Source organism: Flavobacterium rhamnosi (assembly GCF_048286515.1).
Taxonomy (GTDB): Bacteria; Bacteroidota; Bacteroidia; order Flavobacteriales; family Flavobacteriaceae; genus Flavobacterium.
In genome coordinates this window covers 1-12,125 of sequence record NZ_JBLVPS010000018.1, presented here as the reverse complement: position 1 = coordinate 12,125, position 12,125 = coordinate 1, and the positions used below count along the sequence as shown (strand labels likewise).

Here is a 12,125-nt window from a genome sequence, read left to right as displayed (position 1 = left end):
TTTTTTTATTTAATGATTCGATTCGTCAGTTTTTTAACTCCTGGTGCAATTATCAATATGGCCGGAACTGCCATTATATAAGACAAAGCCCAAGATTTGAGCCATATTGACATAAATTTGTCTCCAAACCCAACGTTGATGGAAATCAGGAGAAATGAAATGATAAAAGTGGTTATCATAGCCATAATCATCGAAAATGCAATCTTCTTTTTCATAAATTTATTTATAAATCCTGTTTTAATAGATTGGTATATCCTCTTGCTAAGAGTTTTGTTTTGTCGTTGTTCCAAATTTCACAGGAAGCATTGGTTATTTGTTTCCCTTTTTTGATGATAAAAGTTTCGGAAATTATGAGATCGCCTTCTTTTGCCGTTCCAAAATAATCTATCGCTAAATTCACAGTTATGTAAAAACTGGGTTCTCCATAAGTAATTAATGAAGCTCCAATTGCATCGTCCATTATTGCAGCGGTTACTCCGCCGTGTAATGTGCCAAAAGGATTGGTCATTTCTTTCCTTATTTTATACTGAAAAATCAATTTTCCTTTTTCGGCAAAAACTACGGTGGGCATTAGCCAGTCCATAAAAGGAGAGGGTGAGTTTGTTACCACTTTATCTTTATGCTGGATGAGAAAATTTAAAGGTTCCTGATTCATTTTCTTTTCTTTAAATTAATTGTTCATTACGCTAAGAGCTTCCTTCGGGGAGGAAAGCGATAGCTGATATATAGCTGCTGTATCACCCACATGAACCTCAAACTTATTTTGTGTTAGCGCATCGAGTAAATCCTGGGCTACCACACTTGGGTGGATTCCTTTTTTACCTCCTATTTCTTTCGAAAATTCTGTATTAACCAGTGGAGGCATTACTTCAAAAACTTTCACTGTCGAATCTTTTAAAAAATATCTTAAGGATTGTGTATAAGAATGTAAAGCTGCTTTACTCGCAGAATATGTTGAAAGCATATGGCTTGGTACTAAAGCCGCTACAGAAGAAACGTTTATTACTGCCGATTCGTCATTTAATGAAATAATCGGAAGTAATTTTTCTGTTATTCTTATGGTAGAAAGGTAATTTGTTGTGATTTCCTCTAAGGCTTTATCGTGAGTATTTCCTTCTTTTTCGGTAAGATTATGTACAATGGCTAGGCCAGCATTATTAATAAGTAAGTTAAGATTTGGGAATTGTGTTTTGATGTTTTTCGCGAGAGAATTGATATCTTTCTCTTTGGTAATATCACTAACGATGTAGTATGTGTTTTCTAATTGGGAGACAGCTTGTTTTAATCGGTTTTCATTGCGTCCGGTTATAACGACCGTATTATTTTTTGAAAATAATTTAGCTATTTCAAAGCCTATTCCGGAGCCTCCCCCGGTAATTAATATTGTGTTGTCTGTTGTTTTCATTTTATCGTGTTTATATTATTATGTATTTAAATATTAATGCTTCTTGTTCCATGGCAACGATGCCTCCGTATACTTCCAAGTTCCTTTGCACTAAGTGTTGAGAGGCGGCCTAAAAATGCTCCTGTTGGAGTTCTTTTTGTTAAAGTTATAGTTACGTTTTTTATGAATTATTTTATACCGATTGGTATATTTATAATTAAAAAAAATTAGAAGTCTTCAATTATCGTTTTTAAACTGCCCATTAAAGATTTTAAATAGTTTGTTTTTCCGGTTACTTTTGTAATCATTATAGCGCCTTCAATCAGTGATATAATAACTAGAGCTTTATCTTCAGCATTTGTGGTGCTTTTAAATTCACCTTTTTCTTTGCCTTTATTTATTAAATAAACAAAACTGTCAAACCATTTCAAAAGCGCTTTTTTTGCAGCATTTTTTAAGTCCTTGTGTGTGTCGTCGGCCTCAATTGCTGTATTCATAATAGGGCAACCTCCAACAGGGAATTTATCACCTAAAAAATTTAAATATAGTTCTGGAAAGCATAAAAGTTTTTCCCTATAGGTTTTTCTCTTACTAATTTCACTATTTAGCATAATTAATAAACGGCCAAAGTTATATTCAAAAACTGCAATAGCTACTTCATCTTTGTTTTTAAAATTACCATATACACTTCCTTTTGTCAAACCGGTGGCTTCAGTCATATCGCTTAAAGAAGTCCCCGCATACCCCTTAGTATTGAATATAGGTGCTGTCTTTTCAATTATATACTGTCGGGTGCGTTCGGACTTATTCATATTTAATTATTTCGATACAAAATTATACCATTTGGTATAATTTATTTCTAATGAAATGTTAAATTTTAAAACAGCGTTAAAATCTGTTTTTAGGCTGCACCTAAAAAGTTAGAAAATGTACAATTAATTTTGATAATAATAAGCTCGATATTGTATTAGTCTTACAAAGATATTTGGGAGACTCTATTTTGGGCTGTCCATTTTTTGAACTTTTTTATTTTCCATGTCTCCATCGGAATATCGTTTAAGATTAAATTTATTGAATACTGTAAAATAGGTTGGGATAGGGTTAGAAATACACTACTTTCCGATGCAATATCTTACTTCTCTTTATTTATAGGGGCTTAGAAGGGGAGAGGTGTACAAGAGGTGTAGTGATATTGTCGATAAATGAGAAGTAATTAATAATAGTAATAATTTGTACTTGCTTATTTTTTAATTTCGGTAAAATAAAAATAGGATAAAAAACTGTAATTCTATTAAATTTGCAAATATCTAGAAACGTATTATCTGCCAGTTTTTTATTTAAATCCGAATAGTTCCGATTCTTGAAAATCAATTATCTCTTGTTTACGTAGTATTTCTGTATATGCGTCAATTCTTGTAGCTATTAATCTGTTTCTATTTGATATTGACCACTCATTCATAATTCCAATTAATTTTGGTTCTCTCTTCAAATCAAAAGGATTAATATACCATAGACCACATCCACTAATTCCAAATAAATCAGGCCCATAACTTATGGATTTAGATTTTAGATTGGGTGTGTTTTGTCGATCATATTCCACAATAAGATTTAAGTATTCTTTTCTTTTTAATTTCTTATACTCATTTAAATTCACGCATTTTGTGATACTAAAAAAAGGAACAGAGTGAAATGAATTTCTTGAATGTGACTTTTTTGACCAACTACTAGGATATCCAAAAACTATGTAACTCATAAAATCAATTGAAGAGTGATTAATCTCTAAGTTTGAACTTTCAAGAAAGGAATAATCAATGCTTAATTCTTTTACAGATTGCTCGTCTAAAATTAAAATTCCCAGATCTAATTCGTCAGACTTTCGATCTTTTTTGGGATTATTTTTAATAATACTTCCGCCAGGTTTTATTAATGTTTTACCTTCTTCGATTGGTATGAATAATTTCTCAAAATCATCAAAAACATGAGCCGCAGAGAATAGAAAATATTTCGTTCCAATTTTTACAAAAACACCTGTCCCATGTTGCTTGTAAGAATCTAGATTTTTAAAAAGTGTACAGGTAAAATTCCTAATTTCTGGAAGACTTTTTATATATTTTTCGGCAATTTCTTTCATTCTGTGTGCTGTGAGATTACTGATAACACACCTCTCACGCAGTTTACAACTTACGAAGACGAGTATTTTCGGCTAAACGAAAATACGATAAAAAACTATAATTCCACTAAATTGGAAATGTATAAAAATGTGTGTTAGTTGTAGCCTTTATTTTCCTCTTGCAATGTTTATAGAATTTTCAATAGCGTCATCTAAGTCCCGTGCTGCTTTTAAAAGAGAATCATAATATAAGTATGTTTCATCTCGGTATGTTATAAATTTTTCTATACTTTTTTCAATTGGTAGGTTGTCTATTTTTTCAAATGATATTTCCAAAACGTTTAATCTTTCGGGTTTTTTAATTAGCCATTTTGTTAAATATTCTTTTTGAAGTTTTATAACTTCATTCTTTTGCTCAGTTATATTTGGATTTTCTCTAATTTTTTCCAATTGAGATTCTTTTGTTATTTTGAAAGAATAGTGTAAAACGAAATCATTAAATGTCCAATCTTTAGTATGGGGAAAAAAAATATCAAACTCAGATTGAATAAATTTATAATACTCTTTAGCATCTTTAATCTTTTCTATTAAAAAATCGGAAATCAATTTGGATGAAGTTTTGTCTGTACTATCTATTATAACAAAATATTTTTCTAGAAATTTTTTCCAATTTTCCTCTGAATTTCCACTTGAAATAGAACTATCTCCAATTTTGTAAGGATCAATTGTATCCGAACGATACGAAGTAAGCATTCTTGCATTTTTCCATTTATGTTGATGTTCTTTAATTATATCAGACAAAATTATTATTGCTACTTGTGTTAGCAATTTTTCTTCATTGCCTTTATGATATAAATTATTTCTAATTTTATGGCAAAAGCTTAAAAGCATTTTTTCGTTAGTAGTAATAATTTCTTCTTCTAAACTAGCTTTTATTAATTCGTCAAAGTGGTTTTGGATTTTAAATTTTCTATCGATAGAATACATAGTACCTTTTAAGTAAACATTCCATTCAAATTTTTGTTTCATCAAGGAAGTTAATTGTATTTCGATGAAATTGTCAAGAAGAATTACTGCTAAGCGTTTGTGTCCAAAACGATTTGACTTAGCAAATTCTGCGGCTTCTGCTAATTGAGTTTTTAAAAGAATCACTTTTTCCATAATCTGAGGTAGGTTACCAGTAACGTTTCGGGGCTTGAAGCAGCTGTGGCTGAGTGATTTTTTTATTTCTACTAAAGTAGAGATTTTCCAGCGGAAAATCGACTACCGTTTCAAATATATTCGCAGTTGCCACAAACTGGAGTTAGGCAGCGTTACAGATTAAAAGGAATAAAGGAAAACCCAACACTGTCAGTCATTACTTCTGCTTGATACAATGTAGCGTGTTTATATTTTCTCTTTACAATGTCTATAACTTTATCTATAAAATCATCTTTTGCTTTTAAACCTAAAATTATACTTCTAACAGATTCAGGATTGACTTTATGTTTCCCTGTTCCAGATTTGACTAACCGAATTTCAAATTCTTTTTCCCAAAGATTCAATTTCTTATAAAATATATCATTAGTTACCTGCGGATTGGTTATTGGTTCGAAATTTATTATTCCTAGATTGTCAACATAATCTACTCTTCGCGCTCCTTTAAAGAATGATTCATCACGATTTGTGTCATATTGTATGCAAATTCCCTCGTGATTTGCATAATATGTCCAAAGTACCACATGTATAGGCGTTACAGAAAAACATGCGATGCCATATGTTGAAATATAATTTGCTATACCGTTAACTACTAGTTCTCGGAGAATATCATGTTTGTTTCCGTAAGTTTTTTTGACATAAGCCTTTGTTATTTCGTTGGGTGACTCTTTTAAGATTTGATTATAAAGCTTTTCCATTTCAGAATCTTCTTTTGTTAAACTTAAAGTATTATGACTTACGTCAAAAGGATCGTTAAGTTCATTGCTAGAAGGGAAATAGATATAGCTATTTTCTAACTCATCTAAGGAAAATTCATTTGCTTTTCGATAACGAAAAAGTTGGTCTTTACTATTTCTAATCTCCATTTATAGCTGGTGTTGATTAATTTGTTCTTGGGCGTTTTCAAAAAGAAATTAAGCCCAATACGTATTCCAGTTTATCCCGGAATAGGGTGTCCAGTTTGCCCCGGAATACCCATTTGCAGCGGAATATCCAGGTAATATTTGAACGGTAAAAAACCAATGCCGGTTTTTCTCCTGTGTTAGTTTTTTATTGCTTCAAAATATTCGTGATTTTTTTTATAACAGCCTCACTTTAAAGAAATTCCTTATATGGAACCATTTTTTATAAAAGAATCGCGTGAGTAGCAGGGCTTCTAATTAAATCTTAGTTTATTCTTCTCTGTTACGATAACCAACTTTTTACAAGCTCTAGTTATAGCTACATAAAAATGTTTCGGGCAATTGAATTTATCTGCATCCAAAATTAATACTGTATCAAATTCCAAACCTTTTGTAAGAAGTGTAGTACCGATGCATTTACCTTCAATTTTTCTACCAAAACGTCTTATTTTATTCCTATAATTAATCATTGCGGTATAACAATTTATATTTTCCGTTTTGGAGATTTCTATAGCTTCTAATAAACTATCTAATACTTCAGGTCTGAAACATTTCACTTTCGGCAGATCTGAAATTTTTAAAATTAAATCTCTTCTATTTTTTTTAACATCTTTAAAAAGCACTTTTAATTCTTCAATTATTTTTTTATCATCTGCATTAATTTTTCTTTTCAATCCTTTATCATTGAACCAATTATTAATTTCTGTCTTGTTAAATAATAGAAGTGAAATTTCTTGTAATTTAATAACTGAATTTGTTGAATCAATTTCGTCTAATAATTTCGCAACTTTGTAAAATAATTTATCATCAATAGATTCAATTAGTATCAATGAGTTGTTAAATTTTTGTGTGATTTTCTTCCTAGGTTCAACACTAGTTGTATTGCTATGGACTATTAATAAGCTAGAAGAATTTCCTATTAATCTCCATAGTAAATTACTATAATCTGTTTTTGGAATATGTAAATCTAAAGGAGGATAATTCAATAATTCAATTGATTTATATGATTTCAAATCAATTTCCTCTTTCTTAATCAATTTTTCACGAATAGCTTTTAGATCATTACCTAAACCTATATTATTTCCATTGAGCCATCTTTGTGGTTGAGTCAATTCAAAGGAATTTTGGATAAATCCATTCATTTCAGAAGCGCTAGTTAGATCCACTGTAGATTCATTGAATTCGAAAATACCCTGAAGAAAATCACCTAATATTCTAGTAGGTATTAATTCGGCTAATATTTTTATTATTTCGTGTTGTTTTTTAGTACAGTCTTGATATTCATCAACAAACAAACCTGAGTATGTAGATTTAATAACTTTTGAGATAAGATTTGACTTAAAAAGTCTAAGTGCTGAATCATTAAGAAAAGCATAGTACTTTTTTGAGTCTTCAATACTAGGTATTGTATTGTTGTGATTATATGCTAAAACATAACGTTGAATAAAACTACTAATTGTTTCAACTTCATAGTTATAAGGAACATTAAGTTTTTTTAATTTCTCCTTTATTGAAGTTACTCCAGCGTGAGTATGAGTTAGAATCAGTTGTTTCTTTGAATTAATAGGAAGTCTTAATAAACATTCTGTTATCGTATGAGTTTTTCCAAAACCAGCTGGCGCTATTAAAAGGCTTTTGGGATGTTCTATAAATTTATCTAAATCGATCATTTGCCTGCCCAATTATTAATATTTGTTAGCATTTTATCTAAATGCGTACCTCTGAAATTATCTTGAGATTCAATACAAATTTGACCAATCTCTGTACCTAAATCAATTCTTTTAAACCAACTTTTTTTATTAGACGCAATTCCAATAGCGTTTCTAATATCAAGATTGTCATTTTTTAAAAAATCTTCATCCCATTGAGATCCTGTAAATTTACTTTTAATACTTTCTTTTAAAGAGTCTTTATCTTCAAGTAACTCTAAATCAAAGATTTTTTTTATAGTTTCAAAATCTACATCTGAAAAAACTTGATGTTCAATTGCTTTACCTGATTCACATTGAACCGATTCAATACTGTTATCAACAATAAATTTTTTTAAGCTTTTTACACTAACGTCATTGTCAGAATCGCAAAAAACTAACAAATCATACTCTTTGTCTTTAAAAACTTCAATATACTTTTGAATCTTTGAATCGCCACCACAGTCTAAATATCTAACCCCATTACTTGAAAATCTAAAATCATTTTTTCCGTAATTGAAATTATTTAATCCTCTAATAATTCCAACTTCTGTAGCTCCTTCACATAAAACTATTTTTTTAGCAAAAAAAGCTTCTGGATTACTGCGTAAAGTTCCTTGTTCTGAGGCTGTAAAGTTGTAAAGTTTGTTTGAGTTTTTACTAAGCTTGTACAAGTCCTCTGAGTTTAATTCTACAATAACATCACGAGAATGAGTTGAAATGAATACCTGATTATTTATATTGTTTTTTAGAATTCTTGCTAAATTTTGTACTCTATCAGATTCTAAACCTTGCTCAATTTCATCAATTAACAAAATCCCTCCATTATTTAAACTGAAAAGTTCAAGTTGAATTGCAATAGATAATAATCGTTTAGAGCCTTTTCCTTTTAGCCTGACAGGTGTATTTTCATCATGTAGGTTAATTTTGCCTTCTTTTATTATAATATCTCTAAAGTCAATAGTAGTATTAATTTTAGATAGATCTACACCGAATTTTTGAGCATTAATTTTAATGTTATCTATGATAGCTTGTAAATCTGGAAAAGCACTAGAGTCTATTTTGTTTTTAGCTTCTCTAATTGTTTCAAGTATTAATTCTGTTGCATTAATAGCAGAATCATCAGCTTTTAACAAAGTATATAAAGGAGAACCTTTACTCCAGGAAAAATGCCTATCTATATAATCAGACACTAAAAAGGTATTAAATTTAGCTCTGTCTGAAGATTTAATTTCTACATCTGGTTGTGCTCTTTCATTTGTGATATACCATGTAGGCTCTAATGATTTAGTAACAACTAATTTTATAGTAATTGAAGGTATGTCATTTTGTTGAACTTCATCATTAATTATGTTAGTACTAAAATCAATACCACGTAAATGCAAACCAAACTTACTTTCTTTTAAAATACTTTCAGGTAAGTCATATAATGTGGCGGTAATTTCTATTGGTTTTTCTATATTTTGATTATGAAAGTCGTTGTCAGAGAATGAAACATTCCAATTTGAGGATAAAACTAAGTTAATTGCTTCTAGTATAGTTGTTTTGCCAGAATCTCCACGACCAATAACGCAAATAAAATTCCTGTGACCAAATGTCTGTTCAAACTGACTAATGCCTTTAAAGTTTGAAATTGAAAGTGAATGAATTTTCGGCATATTTTATGGTTGTTATCTTATTAGTCTTAAATCTAATTAGCTTAATTGTATAAGTTGGTATTTGTTTCAGGCTAATATAAGAAATATCTTTATTCTAATAATGAATTCATCCAGTTAGGATTTAAACTATTTCTTCGCTCCCTCTAAATTATAATTAGCCTGTAAGCGAATAAAAAAATCTGCCTTACCACCAAAAACAGTTTCAAGACGTAAAGCTATGGTAGGGAGATTTCGGTATGACCATTTAAAATATTAGAAATATCAAAAATTGTAGTATCTAACAACTTCGCAATTTTACGTATTGAAAGTTTTCTTCCTTCAACGAGTTTCATTTTTAAAATTTCCCCAGGGTGAAAATTTCTCATTTTTCTTTCCATATGTCGAATGTTTTAAAATGAACCAAATTTAAGTTTTATAACGATCTTTTATTTGATTTTCTTAAAATGTATCTTTTAAAATATAGTGTGTACTTCTTCCTCCTGAATTGGCTTTAATCAATATACCTTTATTTACTAAATCGGTTATATCTCTAAGAGCAGTATCTGGAGAAGTTTTTGCCATTTTAGCCCATTTACTAGTGTTTAAGTTGCCTTCAAAATTATCCATCAATTTATTAAGCATTTTTTGCTGACGTTTATTATTGATTATGCCAGTATTTTTAACCCAAAATTGGTGTTTTTTTACCACTTTGTCAACGATAGTACTCGAGTAAAGAATACTATTTTTTAAGCACTCTAAAAACCAAATGATCCATTCTGTAATATCTAAATCACCCTTTTGAGTTTTCTCTAAAATAGTATAGTAATTTTTCTTTTGTTTGTTAATTTCAGTTGACATACTGTAAAACCTTTGATTTACACCATCGGATTTTGAAAGTTGCATATCGGTAATGGCTCTGGTAATTCTTCCATTCCCATCGTCAAATGGGTGTATGGTGACAAACCATAGATGAGCTACAGCAGCTTTTAGTAATGCTTCTACATTATCATCGTTATTATACCAGTCTGTAAATTGTTTCATTTCTGACGTTAATCGCTCTGGTTTAGGAGCTTCATAATGTACTATTTCCCGACCCATTCCTCCTGAAACTACTTGCATAGCGCCTGAACGCCATTTTGCTACTTCAATTTTATGCATACCACTTCTTCCTGTTGGGAATAGTGCCGCATGCCAACCAAACAAACGGTCATCTGTCAATGTTTTGTTGTCGTTTTGAGTAGCATCTAGCATTAATTCTACGATTCCATCAACGTGTCTATCTGAGTGTTCTAAACCAGAATATTCTAATCCAAGTCTTGTTGCAATAGAGGAACGAACTAGTTCAGGATTTAATATTTCACCTTCTATTTCAGAAGTTTGCAGAACATCTTGAATTAAGGTTTCTAAATTGGCTTCGCCTTTTAATTCGAAACCTAGCAATTCAACTTTGCCCATAAGCTTGCCTTGCAAGTTCCTAACTTCGCTTAATAGAGAAATAAATTCCTGCTCATTCCAATGTAAATTAGGCCAATTTTTAAGTTGATGAATGTAGATTGCCATCGTGTCTTTAGTTTATGCGGTAAATGTAGCGATTATTCTCCGCAAAAAATGCGGTGATTATGTTGTTTTTTCACCGCATTTTCAAATTTTATGTTTTAGTATTATATGCAATTGAATATAAAAAGGATATAAATCAACAAATTATATGCTTTTGAATATACTTTATTATAAAACAGATTGAACTTTATCAATTCTAAATAAAAAAGCAACCTTCATCTCCTCAGGTTGCTTGCTTTTTCCTCTTTTACAGAGTGCTGCCAACTACAAGTGTGTGAATTTAAAAATAATAAATCATTCTTAAATTCTAGATTGAAATATAACACATTCAAACTGGAGATAGTGTTGACAATATTTTTAAGAGTAAACCTCTTGACTTTTTTTGTATTCTAATTCCTTTGCTAAATTAAACCTTTCCCATTTAGTAAACCCATATTTCATGTGTCTTTTTTGAAAAAACCGGATTTTATCTAACGTTTCGAAATCGTTTTTCAATTCGCTAACACCTTTACTATTTTTGTATGTTGCAAAAAACCTTCTTTTATCCTGTCTTGTAAGAAACGGACAAGCAATTAAATCAATTATTAGATGAGTTAACTCAGAAGATTTACTTCTTTTTTCAACTGGAAACCTTTTAATATAGTTTTCAATATATATTTTCAATGCAACCTTAATTTTTGGATACTTTTTAGAATGCCCAAAATAAAACAATAATACCATTATTGAAAAATAATTTAATTGACAATCTGGAATTTCATTCTTTTCATTGTCAAAACCTATAAATTTCTCTAATATAACTTCGGGAATTCTAAACTCTCTATTTAATTCTCTAATCACAGTCAAAAGATATAACGTTTCAATCTGTGCATATTCATTAATTGAATTCTTTTTGATTATTAAACTTGATTCATCAAGTATCTTTTTAAAAATTCTATTTCTATTATTAGTGCTTAAAATAAACTCTTTATCTGATTTTCGCTTTAGTTTATAAAAAACAAGTATTTTAGATAAAATATGACAAGTTTTAATAGTAGAGTTTACTCTTGGTGAAACTGAATAAATAAAAAAAACAAAATCTATAAAGTTTATCAAATGTGAGGTCAACGCATCTTCAACTTTATCTAATTTATTTATAAGAGTTTTATCCGCAATTTCACCTGTCATTGTTTTTGACCTATAATCAATATAAACTTCTTCAGAAACAACAAGATTCCTTTCAATAATATTATTTAAAAGAGCCAAGCTATAATTCAAAACATCTTTGTAATCAACAGTTGATTCTTTAATTAAAATTTTATACTGAGTTATTAAATTATCAGGATTAAAGTAAAATGAAAACTTATGATTTAGTATTTCAACATCCTCTTTATTTTCATCAATTGAAGTTTCTTTTTTGTCTAATTCTTTAATTGAAAATCTTGGGTTTTCTGAAAATAATTTATTTATTTTTTCTTTAGCAATTGTAATTTCTGTAATAATGGGCTTTTTATATTCAATTGTTTTAGAATTGTTAATAGACAATTTATACTCTTTTAACGTATTGGTCCCACTAAAAGCATCTTTGATTCATAAATCATCTAGTTTAAATTTGCTGATTCAAAATTTTAGACATGAATCAACAAGAACAGATGTACACATTGGCTGAGCAAT

The 12,125-nt window shown here is 29.6% G+C and carries 12 protein-coding genes; all 12 read right to left on the bottom strand.

What is annotated here, in order from left to right; all coding sequences use genetic code 11:
• Nucleotides 1-5: 5 nt before the first annotated feature.
• Nucleotides 6-215, bottom strand: a complete 210-nt coding sequence (locus ACNQGN_RS13815; RefSeq protein WP_417988413.1) for a DUF2798 domain-containing protein — start codon at nt 213-215, stop codon at nt 6-8.
• An 8-nt stretch (nt 216-223) separates the two neighbouring features.
• Complete coding sequence (locus tag ACNQGN_RS13810; RefSeq protein WP_417988412.1) at nt 224-655, bottom strand: PaaI family thioesterase; 432 nt, start codon at nt 653-655, stop codon at nt 224-226.
• 15 nt (nt 656-670) lie between these two features.
• Entirely contained in the window at nt 671-1,405 is a 735-nt protein-coding gene (locus ACNQGN_RS13805; protein ID WP_417988411.1) for an SDR family oxidoreductase, read from the bottom strand.
• A 206-nt stretch (nt 1,406-1,611) separates the two neighbouring features.
• The gene (locus ACNQGN_RS13800; RefSeq protein ID WP_417988410.1) at nt 1,612-2,196 is read right to left on the bottom strand and encodes a TetR/AcrR family transcriptional regulator; all 585 of its coding nucleotides are present in this window, start codon (nt 2,194-2,196) and stop codon (nt 1,612-1,614) included.
• A gap of 521 nt (nt 2,197-2,717) precedes the next feature.
• Entirely contained in the window at nt 2,718-3,515 is a 798-nt protein-coding gene (locus ACNQGN_RS13795) for a hypothetical protein (protein WP_417988409.1), read from the bottom strand.
• Nucleotides 3,516-3,662: 147 nt separating this feature from the next.
• Nucleotides 3,663-4,655 (bottom strand): hypothetical protein, encoded by a 993-nt coding sequence (locus ACNQGN_RS13790; RefSeq protein WP_417988408.1) that lies wholly within the window; start codon nt 4,653-4,655, stop codon nt 3,663-3,665.
• Nucleotides 4,656-4,807: 152 nt separating this feature from the next.
• On the bottom strand, nt 4,808-5,557 hold the full coding sequence (locus ACNQGN_RS13785; RefSeq protein ID WP_417988407.1) for a hypothetical protein: 750 nt from the start codon (nt 5,555-5,557) through the stop codon (nt 4,808-4,810).
• Nucleotides 5,558-5,847: 290 nt separating this feature from the next.
• Entirely contained in the window at nt 5,848-7,263 is a 1,416-nt protein-coding gene (locus ACNQGN_RS13780) for a UvrD-helicase domain-containing protein (protein ID WP_417988406.1), read from the bottom strand.
• Complete coding sequence (locus ACNQGN_RS13775; protein ID WP_417988405.1) at nt 7,260-8,939, bottom strand: ATP-dependent nuclease; 1,680 nt, start codon at nt 8,937-8,939, stop codon at nt 7,260-7,262. The genes ACNQGN_RS13780 and ACNQGN_RS13775 overlap by 4 nt, the downstream gene beginning before the upstream one ends.
• A 215-nt stretch (nt 8,940-9,154) precedes the next feature.
• Nucleotides 9,155-9,316, bottom strand: coding sequence for a helix-turn-helix transcriptional regulator (locus tag ACNQGN_RS13770; RefSeq protein WP_417988404.1), 162 nt, complete (start codon nt 9,314-9,316; stop codon nt 9,155-9,157).
• A gap of 61 nt (nt 9,317-9,377) precedes the next feature.
• A complete protein-coding gene (locus ACNQGN_RS13765; protein WP_417988403.1) occupies nt 9,378-10,478 on the bottom strand; it encodes a Fic family protein in 1,101 nt (366 codons plus the stop codon).
• A gap of 354 nt (nt 10,479-10,832) precedes the next feature.
• The gene (locus ACNQGN_RS13760) at nt 10,833-11,996 is read right to left on the bottom strand and encodes a hypothetical protein (protein WP_417988402.1); all 1,164 of its coding nucleotides are present in this window, start codon (nt 11,994-11,996) and stop codon (nt 10,833-10,835) included.
• Between the last annotated feature and the right edge of the window lie 129 nt (nt 11,997-12,125).

Bases quoted from the DNA above. Each gene is read 5' to 3' on its own strand.
- ACNQGN_RS13815 (WP_417988413.1), bottom strand. From the start codon at position 215: ATGAAAAAGAAGATTGCATTTTCGATGATTATGGCTATGATAACCACT.
- ACNQGN_RS13810 (WP_417988412.1), bottom strand. From the start codon at position 655: ATGAATCAGGAACCTTTAAATTTTCTCATCCAGCATAAAGATAAAGTG.
- ACNQGN_RS13805 (WP_417988411.1), bottom strand. From the start codon at position 1,405: ATGAAAACAACAGACAACACAATATTAATTACCGGGGGAGGCTCCGGA.
- ACNQGN_RS13800 (WP_417988410.1), bottom strand. From the start codon at position 2,196: ATGAATAAGTCCGAACGCACCCGACAGTATATAATTGAAAAGACAGCA.
- ACNQGN_RS13795 (WP_417988409.1), bottom strand. From the start codon at position 3,515: ATGAAAGAAATTGCCGAAAAATATATAAAAAGTCTTCCAGAAATTAGG.
- ACNQGN_RS13790 (WP_417988408.1), bottom strand. From the start codon at position 4,655: ATGGAAAAAGTGATTCTTTTAAAAACTCAATTAGCAGAAGCCGCAGAA.
- ACNQGN_RS13785 (WP_417988407.1), bottom strand. From the start codon at position 5,557: ATGGAGATTAGAAATAGTAAAGACCAACTTTTTCGTTATCGAAAAGCA.
- ACNQGN_RS13780 (WP_417988406.1), bottom strand. From the start codon at position 7,263: ATGATCGATTTAGATAAATTTATAGAACATCCCAAAAGCCTTTTAATA.
- ACNQGN_RS13775 (WP_417988405.1), bottom strand. From the start codon at position 8,939: ATGCCGAAAATTCATTCACTTTCAATTTCAAACTTTAAAGGCATTAGT.
- ACNQGN_RS13770 (WP_417988404.1), bottom strand. From the start codon at position 9,316: ATGGAAAGAAAAATGAGAAATTTTCACCCTGGGGAAATTTTAAAAATG.
- ACNQGN_RS13765 (WP_417988403.1), bottom strand. From the start codon at position 10,478: ATGGCAATCTACATTCATCAACTTAAAAATTGGCCTAATTTACATTGG.